This is a genomic window from Halomonas alkaliantarctica (assembly GCF_029854215.1).
GTDB classification, from domain to species: domain Bacteria; phylum Pseudomonadota; class Gammaproteobacteria; order Pseudomonadales; family Halomonadaceae; genus Vreelandella; species Vreelandella alkaliantarctica_A.
This window is the reverse complement of record NZ_CP122961.1, coordinates 37,049-55,819: the sequence shown is the minus strand read 5'-3', so window position 1 is coordinate 55,819 and position 18,771 is coordinate 37,049. Positions and strand designations below refer to the sequence as shown.

Sequence of the window (18,771 nt, the reverse complement as noted above, 5' to 3'; positions counted from 1 at the left end):
TAAATGACCGATCATTAAAGGTTAATAATGGTCTGCAGGAGCTCGTCCTGGGTACTGATGGTTTGTGAATTGGCCTGATACGCGCGCTGGGCAACAATCATATCCACAAGCTCGCGCGCCATATCCACATTGGAGGTTTCAACCGCACTCGCCTCAATCATGCCACGTAGGCCAGTACCCGCAGCCCCAACCAACTCCTGGCCAGAATCAGCGGTAGCTGTCCACAGGTTATCGCCTTCGGGCTTTAAACCTTCAGGGTTACGAAAGCTAACCAACGCTATTTGACCGGCCGCGCGCGATTGCTCATTAGAGTAGTTACGCATAACGGTGCCATCATTTTGGATGGTTACGCCTACCAGAGAGCCCGAAGTGTAGCCGTCTTGAGTTAGATCATTAACGGTTGAGCTGTCAGCAAATTGAGTAGTGTTATCAAAGTCAATTTCTACCTGCTGGCTAGTCACGGTAGCATTGAACTCATTAGTACCTGCCGTACCATCTGCATTAAGTACTGCCCCAGCAGTATCTAAATTAATGTCAAACGCAGTAAAGTTATCGTTGAGACGTCCATCCGTAGTAAAACCAAAGTTTGAGCCAGCAGCTATATTTTCAAAACCATAGTTAGGTGCTCCAGCCGGACCGCCAGACATACGTGCATCGACACGCCACTCATTAGCAGCAGTTTTGGTAAAATACATGGTTAAATTGCGGGCATTTCCTAATGAATCATAGATAGTGCCGTTCGTGGAATAAGAGTACTGACTTGTATCGAGACCATTCGCAACCGCCGCTGCATCAATTCCGGTTGGATCAATTATTTCTTCCCCAGCATCTAGGTTTAGCGAGACATCAAGGTTTTCTGTAGCGTTTGCAGGTAAGCCATCAGCGTTGACGCTAATGGCCGACACGTCGCCGCCCGCCTGAACAACACCTTCAGCATTAGCTGCATAGCCCATGATCTGCGCGCCCTGGGCGTTCACTAGGCGTCCATCGGCGGTCATGGTGAGCTGGCCATTTCGCGAATAACCTACTTCACCATTAGGCTGCTGAAAGCGAAAGAAGCCTTCACCCGAAATAGCTAGGTCCATATTTCGGTTAGTGGATTCAACATTACCCTGGCTAAAATTTTGCAGCACTGAAGCAGTACGAACCCCAAGACCTATACGCGATTCTGCATAAACATCGGCGAACTGTACATTAGAGCTTTTAAAACCAACTGTTTGCGAGTTGGCAATGTTATTACCAACGGCGCCTAATTTTTGCTGCTGAGCGTTTAGACCACTGAGTGCTTGTGAAAAACTCATGATGTTCCCCTAAGAAAGCTATGTTTAATTAAACATTGGTTTTAATTAATAGTTAAAGAATTTGTTTAACGTCATTCAGGCTAATTTGGCCGTAGATCGCGCCTAGATCCAGCCGAACGCTGCCACTGCTATCGTTAGGCGTCACACTATTTACTACGGCGTACTGCAAGGCCGTCGATTCGATTTTTTCATCTTCAGCATCGGTCGCCTCTAGCTGAACCGAATATCGACCGCTGGCAACCGATTCACCCTGAGCATTTTTTCCATCCCATTGGAAAGATTGAACACCTGCATCTAGTGCCCCTAGGTCAAGAACCCTAAGGACTTGACCGCCATCACCCACTATAGTGGCTTTAACATTCGCCGCCGGTTCGGCAAGTTCTATACCAAAGGGCGTAGTATATGAATTCCCGTCTTCATTCTGCTCCACCAAAACATCCCTACCGGACACCATAACGCCCTTGCCGATTAGACCACTCGCCTGCAGTGCCTGATTGGCATTCATTTGGCTGGTAATGCCTTCAAGCGTGCTATTTAATTCTTCAATACCGCTTACTGTATTGATTTGCGCTAACTGCGAGGTCATCTCCGAGTTTTCCATCGGCTTGAGCGGATCTTGATTCTGCAATTGGGTAATCAACAACGTCATGAAGCTTTCACGCAGTTCATCGGATTGGCGAGCAGAGAGGCCATTAGAACCACCGCTATTTATGTTATTCAATACGTTCGTATCGACATTCATGGTTTACCCCTCACCCAGCGACAGCGTCTGCATCAGCATCTGCTTACTGGTATTAAATACTTCGATATTGGCTTGATAGGAGCGTGAGGCAGAAATCATATTGACCATTTCATGCACGGGCTCAACATTGGGCTTTGCCACATACCCCTCTTCATCAGCTGCCGGGTGATTGGGCATGTACTCCATCCGCAGGGGCGAATCGTCTTCCACTACCTCGGTTACACGAACACCGCCAACGCCATAGCGGTTGCTTTGTGCCAGGGTCTCAAACATCACCTGTTTGGCTCGATAGGTTTCACCATCAGGCCCAGCAACACTGTCTGCGTTGGCCATATTGCTAGCGGTGACGTTCATTCGCTGGGATTGGGCACTCATTGCCGAGCTGGCAATATCAAACGTAGAGAACATCGACATCGTTTATTAACTCCTCACTAATTTGGTCTGGTTACTCGGGCTGCATGGCATTTTTCAGCCCTTGAATTCGGCTGTTGAGCATCGTGAGTCCGACTTGATAACGAACTGCGTTATCAGCAAACTGCGTGCGCTCACGGTCCATATCAACCGTATTCCCATCCAAACTAGGCTGATCCGGGATGCGATAAAGTAAATCGACGTTGTCCGCTCCGCGCCATGCGGGGCCTTGTCCAGCAATATGGTTCCCGGCAGTACGCGACAATGTAAGGCCTCCGCCGGTATTACTAGATCCATTCTGAACACCGTCTACTGCTTTTTTCAGTTCACTAGCAAAGTCAATGTCCCGCGCCTTATAGTTAGGCGTATCGGCATTGGCGATATTAGCCGCTAACACCTCGTGACGCGCTTGACGTAACCCTACTGCTTGCTGATGAAAATTAAAGGCAGATTCCAGTTGATCAATCATGCCGACCCTCGCTTTGAGGCAAAAAATAAAATGGATTTTGTTGATGATGAAGAATACGTCTGGAGCTGTCAGCCTAAAGCATGGAACAGCTGTCGTTTCTGCCAGCATTTCGCGTGATACGGTTACTGCCTTTTCGCTAGACTGGGCGATGAACCCTTCGCTTTGCTCTCCTTCCTTCGCTCCCAAGTAAGTGGCCTTCCCCCATGCTACGACAGCGCCTTACTAATCCCAGCACGCTTCGCTTCTGGCAAGTGATCCTCTTATTGGCCATCCTATGCGTCAGTGCTCTAACCAAGGTGCAGGCTGATGACGACCACCTTCTCCAAAAAGTGCATCAATTTCTTTACAAAGAGACACGCGCATTAGGCGAAGAAGTGGTCATTGACCTACGGCCACCGTCTCCACATTTACCACAATGTGTCCAACCGGAGCCTTTTTTACCCAACGCTAATCAAGCCCCCTTGGGCCGCGTGTCCGTTGGCGTACGTTGCGGTGAAGACAGCAGACAAGTCCGCTACTTGCAGGCCCAAATTGATGTCATTGGCAATTACGTGGTGGCAGCAAGAGACATTGAGCGGGGCACATTGATCACGTCAAATATGCTCAATGAACGCGGTGGCAACCTTGGTGATCTGTCAGCTCAAGCGCTGACAGCCGAAGAAGATATCGTAGGTAAAATAGCTCAGCGCCCAATTCGCAGTGGCAGTGCCTTCTTAGCCCATTATTTACAAGCGCCTGATTTAGTTGAACGTGGGCAGCGCGTCACGGTCATAGCTCAGGGCTCAGCTTTTCGCGTTTCTCGCGAAGGCGAAGCGCTTGAAAATGGCGCTCTTGGCGAGCAGATAAGAGTCCGTTTTGGTTCACGGGAAATCCTGACGGCTCGTGTCACTGAGCGAGGTATTTTGGTGGTGGATTTTTAGTGTGAAACCTAAAGTTATACCCAGCACTGCCGATAGTTATCTTTATACAAGCTATACTAAACGCAAAGCGCATCGACGCTGACGATGAGGCAGACGACGTGAACATTGATAACATTAATCCGCTGTTACGCTCTAACCAGGCTCAGCAGCGTGACGAAACGCAAAAAGCTAACAGCGTTACATCCGCTACACCGGGTGGCACAACACGTGAATCTACTCAACTGAGCCAATCAAGCATCGATGAATCCCAAGATATCGATAGCGCCAAAGTTGAAGAGATTCGTGACGCCATTCGTGAGGGCCGCCTTGAAATGAACGCGGAACGTATCGCCGAGGGCCTAATTGCCAATCTTAAAGATTTATAAGGGGAGCCTGTAAATGAGCCTTGCATCCTTGCTTACCAATCAACAACAGCGCCTTGATGCGCTCATATCGTTGTTGTCCAGCGAGCAAAATTTATTGACGCAAGGTGATATTGACGGTGATGCCCTATCTCAAGTTGCACTGGATAAACAGGCATTGCTGGCCGAACTAGAGCGTATTGAGACCCTGCGTCGCAATGTACAAGAACGTCTTGGCTATGCCGAGGGCGCTAACGGCGCTAGAGCGGCTGCTCAAGATGCAGGCTGTCATACAGCTTGGGAAAGCTTGCTAGAAAAGAGCGAACGAGCCTCGCGCATGAATGAGCTAACGGGGCAGATGCTGTCCGTACGCATGAAGCATAATCAAGCAATGCTGGATTATATCCGTCAAATTGCAGAAAAAACGCTTTATAAACCGGATGGTCGTAATAGCGCCCAACCGGGCAGAATCAACGCTTCCGCCTAATATATCTAATCTCTCGACAAAATCTCTGCATGACGTTTCAATGAAAGCCCTCATTGGCGGGATTTCAAAGGCTTTTCATGTTCAATTTACTGCCTCATCATTATACAGCGCTGGTTGTCGGCGCATCGGGGGGAATAGGCGCTGCCATTATTAAGCAGTTACTTTCTTCCTCGCATGTTGGCCACATTATTGCAGTTAGCCGCCAACCACCACGAATTGATGACCCCCGCCTCACTCACCTAATGCTTGATGTCTCTCAAGAGCCAGGTAGAAAGGCACTTCAAAAAGAGCTAGCGGCCCAACCCATTCACTTCTTTTTCAATGCCATCGGCATCCTTCATGATAAAGCGCAACAGCTGCTGCCTGAAAAGCGCCTAGATCAGCTTAGCGTCGAAAATCTAACCCAAACAATGAACATCAATGCTTTTACGCCGGTCTTATTGTTAGCGGCACTGCAAGACTCATTCAAAGGGACACATCCGACGGCGATCGCCAGCCTTTCCGCTCGTGTTGGCTCAATCGAGGACAATCAGTTAGGAGGCTGGTATAGCTATCGTGCCAGCAAAGCAGCGCATAACATGCTGCTCAAGACAGCATCCATAGAACTCAAGCGACTTAATAAGCAGTCCACAGTGCTATGCCTACATCCAGGCACCACCGACACGGCACTCTCCAAACCCTTTCAAGCAAGGGTTCCTCACGAGAAGTTGTTCACGACCACATTTGTAGCAGAGCAGTTGCTGTCAGTTATCGCCCAGCGAACGCCTGATGATAGCGGTACCTTTTGGGACTGGAATGGCCAACCTATTGATTGGTAAGTATGAGATGCTTTTTTCCACGCATACAAAAAACCCAGCCGGGTGGCTGGGTTTCTTGTTAAATAAGTGCCTGACGATGGCTGGGCCGGCCATCCGGGACTCTCCATGGGGAGACCCCTTGTTTTCTTCCGCACAACTAAAATACCCCAGCTTCTCTCGAAGCTGGGGTACGGTATAGGTGCCTGACGATGACCTACTCTCGCATGGGGAGACCCCACACTACCATCGGCGCTAAGCGGTTTCACTTCTGAGTTCGGCAAGGGATCAGGTGGTTCACGCGTGCTATGGTCGTCAGGCGTAACTGGCTATGTACATCATGCTGACTGTTTTTAACTCAATTGTGTGCGTCTTATCGCCTGCCGCCCTTACGTTATGTCGTTTGGGCCACACGCTGCGTATCCGGCATTCATCAACGTCATCATCACGACCAGACCCCTTGGGTGTTATAGGGTCAAGCCTCACGGGCCATTAGTACACGTTAGCTCAACGCCTTGCAGCGCTTCCACACCGTGCCTATCAACCAGCTGGTCTCGCTGGGCCCTTCAGGAGGCTCTAGGCCTCAGGGATGTCTCATCTTGAAGGGGGCTTCCCGCTTAGATGCTTTCAGCGGTTATCCCGTCCGACCATAGCTACCCGGCAATGCCACTGGCGTGACAACCGGAACACCAGAGGGTCGTCCACTCCGGTCCTCTCGTACTAGGAGCAGCCCTTCTCAAACATCCAACGCCCACGGCAGATAGGGACCGAACTGTCTCACGACGTTCTAAACCCAGCTCGCGTACCACTTTAAATGGCGAACAGCCATACCCTTGGGACCGACTTCAGCCCCAGGATGTGATGAGCCGACATCGAGGTGCCAAACACCGCCGTCGATGTGAACTCTTGGGCGGTATCAGCCTGTTATCCCCGGAGTACCTTTTATCCGTTGAGCGATGGCCCTTCCATACAGAACCACCGGATCACTAGAACCTGCTTTCGCACCTGCTCGACGTGTCTGTCTCGCAGTCAAGCACCCTTATGCTCTTGCACTCAATGCACGATGTCCGACCGTGCTGAGGGTACCTTCGTGCTCCTCCGTTACTCTTTAGGAGGAGACCGCCCCAGTCAAACTACCCACCACACACTGTCCTCGATCCGGATAACGGACCTGAGTGAGAACGCCAATGATGCCAGGCTGGTATTTCAAGGTTGGCTCCGCCCGAACTGGCGTCCGAGTTTCAAAGCCTCCCAGCTATCCTACACAGGCAACATCAGCGTCCAGTGTGAAGCTATAGTAAAGGTTCACGGGGTCTTTCCGTCTAGCCGCGGGTACACCGCATCTTCACGGCGATTTCAATTTCACTGAGTCTCGGGTGGAGACAGCGTGGCCATCATTACGCCATTCGTGCAGGTCGGAACTTACCCGACAAGGAATTTCGCTACCTTAGGACCGTTATAGTTACGGCCGCCGTTTACCGGGGCTTCAATCAAGAGCTTCGCCTTGCGGCTAACACCATCATTTAACCTTCCGGCACCGGGCAGGCGTCACACCCTATACGTCCGCTTGCGCGTTAGCAGAGTGCTGTGTTTTTAATAAACAGTTGCAGCCACCTGGTATCTTCGACCGGTTCGGGCTTAGAGAGCAAGTCTCATCACCCTACGCCGGCGTGCCTTCTCCCGAAGTTACGGCACCATTTTGCCTAGTTCCTTCACCCGAGTTCTCTCAAGCGCCTTGGGATTCTCACCCTGACCACCTGTGTCGGTTTGGGGTACGGTCGCACATGATCTGAAGCTTAGAGGCTTTTCCTGGAAGCGTGGCATCAGTGACTTCCTGACCGTGGTCAGTTCGTTTCGTGTCTCGGCCTTAAAGGATCCCGGATTTACCTAAGATCCCAGCCTACTCACTTTCACCAGGACTACCAACGCCTGGCTCACCTAGCCTTCTTCGTCCCCCCATCGCAACCATGTCCGGTACGGGAATATTGACCCGTTTCCCATCGACTACGCCTTTCGGCCTCGCCTTAGGGGCCGACTCACTCTGCTCCGATTAGCGTCGAACAGAAACCCTTGGTCTTCCGGCGAGGGAGTTTTTCACTCCCTTTATCGTTACTCATGTCAGCATTCGCACTCGTGATACCTCCAGCAGACTTCTCAATCCACCTTCATTGGCGTACACGACGCTCCTCTACCGCTCATCCTAAAAGGATGAACCCGTAGCTTCGGTACCTGGTTTAGCCCCGTTACATCTTCCGCGCAGGCCGACTCGACTAGTGAGCTATTACGCTTTCTTTAAAGGATGGCTGCTTCTAAGCCAACCTCCTAGCTGTCTAAGCCTTCCCACATCGTTTCCCACTTAACCAGGATTTCGGGACCTTAGCTGACGGTCTGGGTTGTTTCCCTTTTCACGACGGACGTTAGCACCCGCCGTGTGTCTCCCACGCGTTACTCACCGGTATTCGGAGTTTGCCTCGGGTTGGTAAGTCGGGATGACCCCCTAGCCGAAACAGTGCTCTACCCCCGGCGGTACTACGTGAGGCGCTACCTAAATAGCTTTCGAGGAGAACCAGCTATCTCCGAGCTTGATTAGCCTTTCACTCCGATCCACAAGTCATCCAAATCTTTTTCAACAGATCCTGGTTCGGGCCTCCAGTTGATGTTACTCAACCTTCACCCTGCTCATGGATAGATCGCTCGGTTTCGGGTCTATATCCAGCGACTGTGTCGCCCAGTTAAGACTCGGTTTCCCTACGGCTCCCCTATACGGTTAACCTCGCCACTGAATATAAGTCGCTGACCCATTATACAAAAGGTACGCAGTCACAGAACAAGTCTGCTCCTACTGCTTGTACGCACACGGTTTCAGGATCTATTTCACTCCCCTCTCCGGGGTTCTTTTCGCCTTTCCCTCACGGTACTGGTTCACTATCGGTCAGTCAGGAGTATTTAGCCTTGGAGGATGGTCCCCCCGTCTTCAGTCAAGGTTTCTCGTGCCCCGACCTACTCGATTTCACATGATCAGATTTTCGACTACGGGGCTATCACCCGCTACGGCCAGACTTCCCAATCTGTTCGCCTAATCATTCACATGCTTAAGGGCTGGTCCCCGTTCGCTCGCCGCTACTAGGGGAATCTCGGTTGATTTCTTTTCCTCAGGGTACTTAGATGTTTCAGTTCCCCTGGTTCGCCTCTTACACCTATGTATTCAGTGTAAGATACTGACCTTATGGTCAGTGGGTTTCCCCATTCAGAAATGTCCGGGTCACAGGTTGTTGCCACCTCACCGAACCTTATCGCAGGCTACCACGTCTTTCATCGCCTCTGACTGCCTAGGCATCCACCGTGTGCGCTTAATTGCTTGACCCTATAACCCGAAGGAGTCTGGATATCGCAATAATCACGTTTCATTTTGCCGGATACGCTGACGCGTATCACAATTTAAGACCACTTCTTGCGAAGTGTTCTTGTCAGCATGATATACATTGTTAAAGAGCGACTGCTATAAGCAGTGATAAGCGTTTTTTTCACATTAAAAAAAGAAGACCTTTTTCTTTTTCTAAGCTAGAAAAGCGTTCGCTTATCACTGCTCATATCACAGCTATCTGATCAGGTAATTCATTGTGGACGCTTACTGACTGTGACGCATCGTTTAAGGAGGTGATCCAGCCGCAGGTTCCCCTACGGCTACCTTGTTACGACTTCACCCCAGTCATGAACCACACCGTGGTGATCGCCCTCTTGCGTTAGGCTAACCACTTCTGGTGCAGTCCACTCCCATGGTGTGACGGGCGGTGTGTACAAGGCCCGGGAACGTATTCACCGTGACATTCTGATTCACGATTACTAGCGATTCCGACTTCACGGAGTCGAGTTGCAGACTCCGATCCGGACTGAGACCGGCTTTAAGGGATTCGCTGACTCTCGCGAGCTCGCAGCCCTTTGTACCGGCCATTGTAGCACGTGTGTAGCCCTACCCGTAAGGGCCATGATGACTTGACGTCGTCCCCACCTTCCTCCGGTTTGTCACCGGCAGTCTCCTTAGAGTTCCCGACATTACTCGCTGGCAAATAAGGACAAGGGTTGCGCTCGTTACGGGACTTAACCCAACATTTCACAACACGAGCTGACGACAGCCATGCAGCACCTGTCTTACAGTTCCCGAAGGCACACCAGAATCTCTTCCGGCTTCTGTAGATGTCAAGGGTAGGTAAGGTTCTTCGCGTTGCATCGAATTAAACCACATGCTCCACCGCTTGTGCGGGCCCCCGTCAATTCATTTGAGTTTTAACCTTGCGGCCGTACTCCCCAGGCGGTCGACTTATCGCGTTAACTTCGCCACAAAGTGCTCTAGGCACCCAACGGCTGGTCGACATCGTTTACGGCGTGGACTACCAGGGTATCTAATCCTGTTTGCTACCCACGCTTTCGCACCTCAGTGTCAGTGTCAGTCCAGAAGGCCGCCTTCGCCACTGGTATTCCTCCCGATCTCTACGCATTTCACCGCTACACCGGGAATTCTACCTTCCTCTCCTGCACTCTAGCCTGACAGTTCCGGATGCCGTTCCCAGGTTGAGCCCGGGGCTTTCACAACCGGCTTATCAAGCCACCTACGCGCGCTTTACGCCCAGTAATTCCGATTAACGCTTGCACCCTCCGTATTACCGCGGCTGCTGGCACGGAGTTAGCCGGTGCTTCTTCTGCGAGTGATGTCTTTCCTGGCGGGTATTAACCACCAGGCGTTCTTCCTCGCTGAAAGTGCTTTACAACCCGAGGGCCTTCTTCACACACGCGGCATGGCTGGATCAGGGTTGCCCCCATTGTCCAATATTCCCCACTGCTGCCTCCCGTAGGAGTTCGGGCCGTGTCTCAGTCCCGATGTGGCTGATCATCCTCTCAGACCAGCTACGGATCGTTGCCTTGGTGAGCCTTTACCTCACCAACTAGCTAATCCGACATAGGCTCATCCAATAGCGGGAGCCGGAGCCCCCTTTCTCCCGTAGGACGTATGCGGTATTAGCCTGGGTTTCCCCAGGTTATCCCCCACTACCGGGCAGATTCCTATGCATTACTCACCCGTCCGCCGCTCGTCAGCATCTAGCAAGCTAGATCTGTTACCGCTCGACTTGCATGTGTTAGGCCTGCCGCCAGCGTTCAATCTGAGCCATGATCAAACTCTTCAGTTTAAGATCTATGCGGTTCTTACCTGCCACCCGAAAGTGACAGAAGCGAACCAAACTTGGCTCAAGGTTCAAACGAATTCATTCAAAACAGATTCCAAAGGACGAATCCTTCAAAACCTTATTGCTTGAGTCGCTTGCCTTGATATTTGGTGATTTGTCACCAACGTCAGCAAGCGCCCACATGAATTACCTGATCAAATTGTTAAAGAGCTGTTTCGCTGGGTAGTTACTGTAAAAGTAACCGGCTTACCGTTGACTTGGCTTGCCGCAGCGAGGAAGGCGTATTCTACGCACTTCCTAGCGTTTGTCAAGGGCGTTGTTTTCGATGTGATGCTGACAACATCCAAAACCGCGAGCTATCGCAGAAGCGGTAACTGTTTGACAAACCAAGGCTTTTACACCTCATTCACCGCTGGTAACGCTAGGCGTCCCCGGCAGCGGATGCGTACTTTACGGTTTCGCTGACGGGTTGGCAAGGGGTTTTGTAAGAAAATTACAGATTAGCACCCTGTAACGAATGAAAGCCCTTCGGCACTCCCCCCATTGGCGGTTACACTAACCTTATCTACCACCTTACTGAGGTCCGCCATGAGCCACCACTTGCTAACTGTCGACTCATTAAACCGCGAAAGCGTTGATCATTTACTGCGTGTAACTGCACGCATGGAGCCAATCGCTCAGCGACGCCAAGTGACACGCGTGTTGGAAGGGGCGGTACTCGGCAATCTGTTTTTTGAAGCAAGCACCCGTACGCGGGTGAGCTTCAATGCTGCCTTTTGCCGTTTAGGCGGCAGCGTTTGCGACACCACGGGTTTCACCTTCTCCTCAATGGCGAAGGGTGAGTCACTATACGATACCAGCCGTGTAATGAGCGGCTACTGCGACGCCATTGTAATGCGCCACCCCGACCAAGGCTCAGTAGCTGAATTTGCCGCAGCGACCAATGTACCGGTGATTAATGGTGGTGATGGCCCTGGCGAGCATCCCAGCCAAGCACTACTTGACCTTTATACGATTGATAAAGAGTTTCAGCGCCTGGGTAAATCGCTGACCGGTGCGCATATCTTACTTACCGGCGACTTGAAGTACGGCCGGACCGTCCATTCACTGATTAAGCTTTTATCACTCTATGACCCGCTGCGCATTACCCTGGTGTCGCCGCCGGGCCTTGAGATGCCTTCCAAACTGATTGACTTAGTCGCCTCTCGCGGCCACCGCATTGAGCAGCGCGATTCACTCGCGAGTGATTTTGCCGATTTAGATGTGGTGTACACCACGCGGATTCAGAAGGAGCGCTTTACCGATGAGATGAATGAGAGTTTCCAAGGGCTCTCTGACGACTTTATGGTTAACCGCGATTTTCTCGATCACCGCTGCAGCCAAAGCACCATTGTGATGCACCCGCTGCCCAGGGATAGCCGCCCCGGCGCGAATGATTTAAATATCGACCTTAACGGCGACCCGCGTCTGGCGATTTTCCGCCAAACCGATAACGGTATTCCCATGCGAATGGCGATTTTCGCGACACTGCTCCAAGTCGATGAGCTAATCGAAAAAGAGCTACGCCCCGTGCGCTGGTACGTACCGGCCCAAACGGGCACGTTGGATCGTTAAAGTGCACAAGTTTAAGGGTAGAAAATTTCAAGTTAGGACTTATTAGGACTTACAAAGAAAGGCGCCCGCCAGGCAAGCCTTCCTGGTGGGCAAACCAGCCCTCAAGAATAAGAATGGCCGCAATGCCATCGACGCTGTCTTGGCGATAATTGCCTTTATGGCCCGCCTCGCGAGCAATTAGCTTAGCTTCTCGCGTGGTGCCACGCTCGTCGACCATTTCACACGGTTTACCAAAACGACCATGCAAACGATTACCGAATTTGCGAGCGCGGGTGCTCATCTCTGACTCGCTGCCGTCCATATTAAGCGGCAGCCCCACCACTAACAGATCCGGCTGCCACTCGTTAAGTAGCCGTGACACGACATTCCAATCGGGAATCCCATCCCTTGCCGTAAGCGGAGTGAGCTCGCGCGCACTGCGCAGCAGCTCGTTGCCCACCGCCACACCGATACGCCGAGTGCCGTAGTCAAAGGCCAGGATTAACCGCTGCCCCGCTTCGGCCATCAGGCGTGCCCCGCGTCTCGGGTCATCAGGTTAAGATCAATACCCAGTAAACCAGCCGCAGCGGTTAAACGCTCAACGGGCGGGGTATTGAAGAGCACACTGCTCTCGGCTTCTACCGTTAGCCAGCTGTTCTCCTTCAACTCTTCTTCCAACTGCCCAACTTCCCAGCCCGCACAGCCTAAGCAGACTAAAAAGTGCTCGGGCCCCTCGCCAGCGGCAAAGGCCTGCAGAATATCCAGCGAGGTGGTCAGCGCAATGCCATCCTCCACCTGGATACTCGAGTCCCACTGCTGGCTATCGCCGACATGCAGAATGAAGCCACGGTCTTTATGCATCGGCCCGCCGTAATAAACCGGCGCATTACGGTGTGGACTTGTTTCACCGCCTAATTCCAACTGATCAAATAGTGCCTCGAGCGTGATCTCTAACGGTCGGTTAGTAATCACCCCCATGCAACCGTTGTTATCATGATCGCAAAGATAAATCAGACTACCGGCAAAATTAGGATCTTCTAAATGCGGCATAGCCATTAGAAAGTGATGTTTCAAACTTTGCATGCGTCTCCCACTGCCTGCTGACATCCCGGCAGGCATAGCGTAATAAGTGTCATTATAAGAGTTAAGCCGTGCTTAGGCTAAGCGGCGCTCGATAGCATCCAGCAGCAAACCGGCAATATTGGTGCCCCGCTGATCATCAATTTCACGCACGCAGGTAGGGCTGGTGACGTTGATTTCAGTAATATAGTCACCGATGACATCTAGACCCACGAACATTAGCCCTTTTTCACGAATCATTGGCTGCACCTGCTGAATAAGCCAATAGTCACGCTCGGTGAGCTCGCGGCTTACCCCTCGTCCACCGGCGGCCAGATTGCCACGGGTTTCGCCGGCCGAGGGAATACGCGCCAAACCAAAGGGAACGGGCTCACCCTCGACTAACAGAATACGCGTATCGCCATCCTTAATTTCCGGCAGGTAGCGCTGAGCCATAATTTGCCGCTGGCCGCGCAAGGTAAGCTGCTCAATAACCGCGCCGATATTACGGCCTTCCGGGCCAATATGGAAAATGCCGGTACCGCCCATGCCATCCAGAGGCTTGAAGATGACATCGCCGTGCTCCGCATGGAAGGCACGCAGAACATCGTCACGGCTGGCCACAAGCGTCGGTGCGCAGCACTGTGGAAACTGCTGCGCAAACAGCTTTTCATTACACTGCAACAGCGCCGACGTGGGGTTAACCACCAGGACACCTTCACGCTCAGCAAAGCCCAGCAAGTGCACGGCGTTAGTAAAATCGGCGTCGACAGGCGGGTCTTTACGCATCAACACCACATCCAGCTCAACCAGTGGGCGCGCAGAGGGCTCGCCCAGGTCATACCAGTGGTTCGGATCGCGATGCACTGTTAAGGGGCGCATACGTGCGTAGGCCTGTCCTGCATTCAAGAAAAGGTCTTCCTGCTCCATATAGTGCAGGGTATAGCCGCGCTCCTGGGCGGCCCATAGCATGGCCATGGTGGTGTCTTTCTTGTAAGCGATGTCGCTGATGGGATCCATCACAACGCCGAGATGCAGATTTGATTGGCTCATCGGGGGCACTATCCAAACATGAACAATAGAGGACCAGTATGCCGCACTGCCCGCGAGGCTCCAACTGCCCCAGCTAACTACTCGCTGAGCGCACCAGGCACGAGGCGAATAGCGCCAGGCTCCAGAGTGATTAGCTGCTGCTTATAAAGCCGCCCAATGGCCTGTTTATAGGCGCTTTTACTCACCCCTAAACGTGCTTTAACTTCATGGGCAGGGCTTTTATCCCCTAGCGCCAAATAGCCACCGCTTTCACGCAGTGCCTGCAGTATTTTATCGCCCACCACATCTAAACGAGCAACACCTGGCGGTAGCAGCGAGATATTTAGGCGACCATCTTCTCGACGCTGCTTTACGTAGCCCTTGACTGATTGACCACGGCGCAGTGGCTGAGTGACATCGTCCTGGTAAATAAGCCCCCAGTAGCGGTGATTCACCACCACCTTCATACCCAGATCAGTACGCTCCGCCACGACGACGGCGACTTCGTCGCCTTTTTCCATGGCCCAGGCGTCATCGGTCAAAAAACGATCCAGCTTCATCGACGCCACTGGCCGACCCTGGTCGTCGCTATACAGCATGACCAGTACGCGTTTGCCGGGATCAGGGCGGAAGTGCTGCTCGCTAAACGGCAGCAACACATCTTTCGGCTGCCCCCACTGCAAAAACGCGCCGATGTTATTGACGGCCGTGACGGTCAGGTACGCCACTTCTCCCAACTGGGCGGCTGCATCGCTGGCGGATCGGGGGGATGAGTGTGACTCACGCACCATGGGTGTCGTCCTTAAAGAAATAGATAAACATTATGGTGCCTAAGATAGATAAGGCAAAGCGCGGCAGGAGGAGAGTAAAAAAAACAGCTACGCTTGATGATAGGTGGCTTTCACTAATAGTAAGTACTTACAAATCGCCAAAGTAGTGTTGCAGCAGCGAAAGGGCCACCACCGGTGCCGTCTCCGTACGTAACACCCGCGGGCCGAGTGTCAGCGGCGTAAAGTCAGCGGTTTGGGCAGCGGCGATATCGCTCTCGCTCAAACCGCCTTCCGGGCCGATAAGCAGCGCGACCGACGCCGGGCGGTCTTGGCGATCGAATGCATTGCCAGTCGCTAGATGCAGCATCAAGCGCAGCGACTCCTGGCGTTCTTCAAGCCATGTCGATAACGGCATCGGTGTATGCACTTGGGGCACCACCGCACGGCCACTCTGCTCGCAGGCGCTGGCCGCCACCGCCTGCCAATGAGCGAGCTTTTTATCTTCACGGTCGCCCTTTAAACGCACGTCACCGCGCTCGGTATACAGCGGGGTAATCGCCGAAACGCCCAACTCGACGGCTTTCTGAATGGCATAATCCATTCGGTCGCCTTTAGAGATGGCTTGGCCTAGATGGACCGACAGCGGCGATTCACCACTGCCCGACCATACCGCTTCGACACGCGCGAGCGTCTGCTTGCGGCTAACTTCTGCCAAACGCACCCCCGCCTCAAGACCTTGGCCGTCAAATAGCACCAGCGGCGCGCCTTCACCCATGCGCAGCACGCGAGTGATGTGGCGCGCTGGGCCGTCAGGCAGTACGACGTCACTGCCTGCTACGAAAGCAGCAGGCACATAGAGACGTGGCATTTTGCCATGCAAGGCATACCAATCAGCGGCGTGCGTTCCTGACATGGCTTAGTGGGTATTCTCTTCTGCTTGCTTGGCTTCGCGCTGCTTACGCTGGGCGTACATCGCTTCGAAGTTAACCGGCGCCAGCATCAGCGGCGGGAAACCACCACGGTTGACCAGGTTATCCACGCACTCGCGGGCGTAGGGAAACAACAGGTTAGGGCAGAAGGCACCTAGGGTTTGCTCCAACTGCGCACCTTCAATACCGGCAATACGGAACAGACCCGCCTGCTCAACTTCGGCCAGGAAAGAGGTGGTACCGGTTTCGTTGTCGTTCACCTGGGCAGTGACTTTGACCACCACTTCATACTGATCATCAGCAATTTTAGTGCTGGTCGTATTAAGATCCAGGTTCACTTTAGGTTTGAACGCCTGCTTAAACACCGAGGGCGAATTGGGCGCCTCAAACGAGATATCTTTTACATAAATACGCTGCAGCGAGAATTTGAGCTGCGGTTTTTCGTCTGCCGCGGCACCCGCCTGCGGGGTATTGTTATCTTCCGCCATGAGAAAACTCCTGATTGTTAATTAAATAAAGGTAACGTTGGTTACTTTTTAACCACTGGAAGGCCGTCGCCTTGCCACTGCGCCATACCGCCTCTCAACTTGTACGCGCGCTCAAAACCAGCTTTGGTGAGCTTGGCCTGTGCGGCGCCGGAACTCTGGCCGTGCTTGCATACCACAATGATCGGCTGGGCTTTCACTTTATCCAGTTCGGTCATGCGGCTATCGAGGTTGCTTTGCGGTATGTTGCGCGCCCCCGCGATATGCCCGGCTTTGAAGTCTTTGTTTTCACGGATATCCAGCACCACCGCGTCTTCGCGGTTGATAAGCTGAGTGGCCTGCGAGGCGTTCAGCGCATTCGTGGAGGCACTGCGCGTTTCATAAATAATCCACGCTATCAGCACCAGCAAAAATGCCCCAACTAGCAGGGGGTGGTTCTGTACGAATTCGAACACCTGATCGATCATCGCGAACACAATCTCTTGGTCTATGCAGAAAAAAGCGGCCTTACCGCTGCCAAAACGCGACAAGTATACACGTCAGATAGCTTCCCGCGCAGGCCTTGATCATGACGCCTGGCAGTTGCCTGCGTTATGATGCCCCAAGCGTGCGCCTGTCGCGACCCCGAATTTTCGAGTCGTTCGGCTTGCCAATCTTAACGAGGTTATTTTATGGATACTTCTCGCACCCCGCGCCCCGTGGCGCTGATTATTCTCGACGGCTATGGCCACAACCCCGAGAGCGCCCATAATGCGGTGGCCGCTGCCCATACGCCGACGATGGATAAACTGTGGGAAAACCGCCCTCACGCCTTCGTTCATACCGATGGCCTTAACGTGGGGCTTCCCGATGGCCAGATGGGCAACTCTGAAGTCGGCCATATGAATATTGGTGCCGGACGGATCGTTTACCAGGACTTCACCCGTATCAGCAAGGCAATTGAAGACGGCGACCTGGATGTTAATGACAACCTCACCCAGCCGATAGACGAAGCTGTCGCCAATGGTCGGCCGGTACATTTAATTGGCCTACTCTCCCCTGGCGGCGTCCACAGCCATGAAGACCACTTTATTGCCATGGCCGAACTTGCGGCACGCCGTGGCGCCCAGCGTATTTTTATTCACGCCTTTCTCGATGGCCGCGATATGCCACCGCAGAGTGCGTTAGCCTCGATAGAGCGCGCCAATGCTCGCCTGGCCGAGTTGGTGGGCGCTGATAACGGCTTTGTCGCCTCAGTTATTGGCAGGTTCTATGCCATGGATCGCGACAACCGCTGGGAACGGGTCGAGCAAGCGTATCGTCTGCTTACCGATGGCCAAGCGGAGTACTACGCCACCAGCGCTGAAACTGCGCTCCGTGACGCCTACCAGCGCGGTGAAACCGACGAATTCGTATCGGCTAGCAGCATACCGCTCAAAGATGGTTCCAAAGAAAATGCCATCACCCTGCAGGATGGCGATGCAGCGATTTTCCTTAACTTCCGCTCCGACCGCGCCAGGGAGCTGACCCGCGCCTTTGCCGAGCCGGATTTCAACGGCTTCGAGCGCCGGGCATGCCCCAAGCTTGCCGGTAAAGGGCTGGTAATGATGACCCAGTACGCCGCTGACATTCCTGCGCCTGCCGCCTTCCCGCCATCGGATCTCAATGACACCCTAGGGGAAGTCGTCGCCAAGCGTGGCATGAAACAGCTGCGTATTGCCGAAACCGAAAAGTATCCCCACGTGACGTTCTTCTTTTCAGGCGGCAATGAAGCCGAGTACGAAGGCGAAGAGCGCATCCTGGTGCCCTCACCGCGAGATGTGCGCACCTACGACGAAAAGCCTGAAATGAGCGCCTTTGAGATTACCGATAAGCTTGTCGACGCCATCGATGGCGGCAGCTTTGATCTGATCGTTTGCAACTACGCTAACGGCGATATGGTCGGCCACACCGGCGACTTCAATGCGGCGGTAAAAGCCATTGAGACCGTGGATACCTGCGTGGGTCGTGTCGTTGAAGCCATCGAGCGTGCAGGCGGCGCCTGCTTAATTACCGCCGACCACGGCAATGCCGAACAGATGGTTCATCCCGAAACAGGCGCACCGCAAACCGCCCACACCACCTTTGTGGTACCGCTTATTTACGTTGGCGAACGTGCGGCCTCGCTTGAAGAGGGCAAACTATGCGACCTGGCCCCCACGCTGTTGACCATGATGGATCAGAAGCAGCCCGAGGCGATGACGGGTAAACCACTGATCCATTATAAGTAATGTCTAATC

At 53.0% G+C, this 18,771-nt stretch carries 17 protein-coding genes and 3 rRNA genes; 6 read left to right on the top strand and 14 right to left on the bottom strand.

Translation table 11 applies throughout. The features are described 5' to 3' along the window. Positions 1–14: 14 nt before the first annotated feature. Genes flgE through flgB form a run of 4 tightly spaced genes read right to left on the bottom strand, consistent with a single transcriptional unit; the run spans position 15 to position 2,923 of the window. A complete protein-coding gene (flgE, locus tag QEN58_RS00255) occupies positions 15–1,301 on the bottom strand; it encodes a flagellar hook protein FlgE (RefSeq protein WP_280105266.1) in 1,287 nt (428 codons plus the stop codon). Positions 1,302–1,353: 52 nt separating this feature from the next. Continuing rightward, on the bottom strand, positions 1,354–2,043 hold the full coding sequence (locus QEN58_RS00250) for a flagellar hook assembly protein FlgD (RefSeq protein WP_280105265.1): 690 nt from the start codon (positions 2,041–2,043) through the stop codon (positions 1,354–1,356). Positions 2,044–2,046: 3 nt separating this feature from the next. Beyond that, on the bottom strand, positions 2,047–2,457 hold the full coding sequence (gene flgC, locus QEN58_RS00245; RefSeq protein WP_280105264.1) for a flagellar basal body rod protein FlgC: 411 nt from the start codon (positions 2,455–2,457) through the stop codon (positions 2,047–2,049). A gap of 31 nt (positions 2,458–2,488) precedes the next feature. Continuing rightward, positions 2,489–2,923, bottom strand: coding sequence for a flagellar basal body rod protein FlgB (gene flgB, locus QEN58_RS00240; protein ID WP_280106873.1), 435 nt, complete (start codon positions 2,921–2,923; stop codon positions 2,489–2,491). 203 nt (positions 2,924–3,126) lie between these two features. Between flgB and flgA the strand changes: the two genes are divergently transcribed. From flgA to QEN58_RS00220, 4 genes are all read left to right on the top strand, one after another. Continuing rightward, the gene (gene flgA / locus QEN58_RS00235; protein ID WP_280105263.1) at positions 3,127–3,843 is read left to right on the top strand and encodes a flagellar basal body P-ring formation chaperone FlgA; all 717 of its coding nucleotides are present in this window, start codon (positions 3,127–3,129) and stop codon (positions 3,841–3,843) included. Between the two features lie 98 nt (positions 3,844–3,941). After that, complete coding sequence (gene flgM, locus QEN58_RS00230) at positions 3,942–4,208, top strand: flagellar biosynthesis anti-sigma factor FlgM (protein ID WP_280105262.1); 267 nt, start codon at positions 3,942–3,944, stop codon at positions 4,206–4,208. A 13-nt stretch (positions 4,209–4,221) separates the two neighbouring features. Then, a complete protein-coding gene (locus QEN58_RS00225) occupies positions 4,222–4,671 on the top strand; it encodes a flagella synthesis protein FlgN (RefSeq protein WP_280105261.1) in 450 nt (149 codons plus the stop codon). A gap of 77 nt (positions 4,672–4,748) precedes the next feature. Beyond that, positions 4,749–5,489 (top strand): SDR family NAD(P)-dependent oxidoreductase, encoded by a 741-nt coding sequence (locus QEN58_RS00220; protein ID WP_280106872.1) that lies wholly within the window; start codon positions 4,749–4,751, stop codon positions 5,487–5,489. 180 nt (positions 5,490–5,669) lie between these two features. On the opposite strand, the gene rrf is transcribed toward QEN58_RS00220, so the two are convergent. The 3 genes from rrf to QEN58_RS00205 all read right to left on the bottom strand — a co-directional run bounded on the left by rrf (position 5,670) and on the right by QEN58_RS00205 (position 10,648). After that, positions 5,670–5,785 (bottom strand): 5S ribosomal RNA (gene rrf, locus QEN58_RS00215). A gap of 151 nt (positions 5,786–5,936) precedes the next feature. Continuing rightward, positions 5,937–8,829: ribosomal RNA gene (locus QEN58_RS00210) — 23S ribosomal RNA — on the bottom strand. A 286-nt stretch (positions 8,830–9,115) separates the two neighbouring features. Continuing rightward, positions 9,116–10,648: ribosomal RNA gene (locus QEN58_RS00205) — 16S ribosomal RNA — on the bottom strand. Together the 16S, 23S and 5S rRNA genes form the textbook arrangement of a ribosomal RNA operon. A 585-nt stretch (positions 10,649–11,233) precedes the next feature. Here QEN58_RS00205 and QEN58_RS00200 point away from each other — a divergent pair. Beyond that, positions 11,234–12,259 (top strand): aspartate carbamoyltransferase, encoded by a 1,026-nt coding sequence (locus tag QEN58_RS00200; protein ID WP_280105260.1) that lies wholly within the window; start codon positions 11,234–11,236, stop codon positions 12,257–12,259. 49 nt (positions 12,260–12,308) lie between these two features. Here QEN58_RS00200 and ruvX read toward each other — a convergent pair whose 3' ends face one another. From ruvX to QEN58_RS00165, 7 genes are all read right to left on the bottom strand, one after another. After that, a complete protein-coding gene (gene ruvX / locus QEN58_RS00195) occupies positions 12,309–12,764 on the bottom strand; it encodes a Holliday junction resolvase RuvX (RefSeq protein ID WP_280105259.1) in 456 nt (151 codons plus the stop codon). Further along, entirely contained in the window at positions 12,764–13,321 is a 558-nt protein-coding gene (locus QEN58_RS00190; protein WP_022520996.1) for a YqgE/AlgH family protein, read from the bottom strand. The genes ruvX and QEN58_RS00190 overlap by 1 nt, the downstream gene beginning before the upstream one ends. A gap of 72 nt (positions 13,322–13,393) precedes the next feature. Continuing rightward, complete coding sequence (gshB, locus tag QEN58_RS00185) at positions 13,394–14,350, bottom strand: glutathione synthase (RefSeq protein WP_280105258.1); 957 nt, start codon at positions 14,348–14,350, stop codon at positions 13,394–13,396. Between the two features lie 77 nt (positions 14,351–14,427). Further along, a complete protein-coding gene (locus QEN58_RS00180) occupies positions 14,428–15,120 on the bottom strand; it encodes a CvfB family protein (protein ID WP_280105257.1) in 693 nt (230 codons plus the stop codon). 127 nt (positions 15,121–15,247) lie between these two features. Further along, positions 15,248–16,012 carry a 16S rRNA (uracil(1498)-N(3))-methyltransferase gene (locus QEN58_RS00175; RefSeq protein ID WP_280105256.1) on the bottom strand — a complete coding sequence of 255 codons (765 nt, stop codon included), beginning with the start codon at positions 16,010–16,012 and terminating at the stop codon, positions 15,248–15,250. A gap of 3 nt (positions 16,013–16,015) precedes the next feature. Further along, on the bottom strand, positions 16,016–16,516 hold the full coding sequence (gene secB / locus QEN58_RS00170) for a protein-export chaperone SecB (RefSeq protein WP_280105255.1): 501 nt from the start codon (positions 16,514–16,516) through the stop codon (positions 16,016–16,018). A 41-nt stretch (positions 16,517–16,557) separates the two neighbouring features. Next, positions 16,558–16,980 (bottom strand): rhodanese-like domain-containing protein, encoded by a 423-nt coding sequence (locus tag QEN58_RS00165; RefSeq protein ID WP_280106871.1) that lies wholly within the window; start codon positions 16,978–16,980, stop codon positions 16,558–16,560. A gap of 204 nt (positions 16,981–17,184) precedes the next feature. Between QEN58_RS00165 and gpmI the strand changes: the two genes are divergently transcribed. Then, positions 17,185–18,762: a 2,3-bisphosphoglycerate-independent phosphoglycerate mutase gene (gpmI, locus tag QEN58_RS00160; protein WP_280105254.1), complete on the top strand. Its 1,578-nt coding sequence runs from the start codon at positions 17,185–17,187 to the stop codon at positions 18,760–18,762. The last annotated feature ends 9 nt before the right edge of the window (positions 18,763–18,771 follow it).

Excerpts from the sequence above, each read along its gene's own strand:
- secB (WP_280105255.1), bottom strand. The coding sequence starts at position 16,516 with ATGGCGGAAGATAACAATACCCCGCAGGCGGGTGCCGCGGCAGACGAA.
- QEN58_RS00225 (WP_280105261.1), top strand. The coding sequence starts at position 4,222 with ATGAGCCTTGCATCCTTGCTTACCAATCAACAACAGCGCCTTGATGCG.
- QEN58_RS00190 (WP_022520996.1), bottom strand. The coding sequence starts at position 13,321 with ATGCAAAGTTTGAAACATCACTTTCTAATGGCTATGCCGCATTTAGAA.
- flgE (WP_280105266.1), bottom strand. The coding sequence starts at position 1,301 with ATGAGTTTTTCACAAGCACTCAGTGGTCTAAACGCTCAGCAGCAAAAA.
- gpmI (WP_280105254.1), top strand. The coding sequence starts at position 17,185 with ATGGATACTTCTCGCACCCCGCGCCCCGTGGCGCTGATTATTCTCGAC.
- QEN58_RS00200 (WP_280105260.1), top strand. The coding sequence starts at position 11,234 with ATGAGCCACCACTTGCTAACTGTCGACTCATTAAACCGCGAAAGCGTT.
- flgA (WP_280105263.1), top strand. The coding sequence starts at position 3,127 with ATGCTACGACAGCGCCTTACTAATCCCAGCACGCTTCGCTTCTGGCAA.
- QEN58_RS00165 (WP_280106871.1), bottom strand. The coding sequence starts at position 16,980 with ATGATCGATCAGGTGTTCGAATTCGTACAGAACCACCCCCTGCTAGTT.
- QEN58_RS00250 (WP_280105265.1), bottom strand. The coding sequence starts at position 2,043 with ATGAATGTCGATACGAACGTATTGAATAACATAAATAGCGGTGGTTCT.
- gshB (WP_280105258.1), bottom strand. The coding sequence starts at position 14,350 with ATGAGCCAATCAAATCTGCATCTCGGCGTTGTGATGGATCCCATCAGC.
- QEN58_RS00175 (WP_280105256.1), bottom strand. The coding sequence starts at position 16,012 with ATGTCAGGAACGCACGCCGCTGATTGGTATGCCTTGCATGGCAAAATG.
- QEN58_RS00180 (WP_280105257.1), bottom strand. The coding sequence starts at position 15,120 with ATGGTGCGTGAGTCACACTCATCCCCCCGATCCGCCAGCGATGCAGCC.
- flgB (WP_280106873.1), bottom strand. The coding sequence starts at position 2,923 with ATGATTGATCAACTGGAATCTGCCTTTAATTTTCATCAGCAAGCAGTA.
- QEN58_RS00220 (WP_280106872.1), top strand. The coding sequence starts at position 4,749 with ATGTTCAATTTACTGCCTCATCATTATACAGCGCTGGTTGTCGGCGCA.
- ruvX (WP_280105259.1), bottom strand. The coding sequence starts at position 12,764 with ATGGCCGAAGCGGGGCAGCGGTTAATCCTGGCCTTTGACTACGGCACT.
- flgC (WP_280105264.1), bottom strand. The coding sequence starts at position 2,457 with ATGTCGATGTTCTCTACGTTTGATATTGCCAGCTCGGCAATGAGTGCC.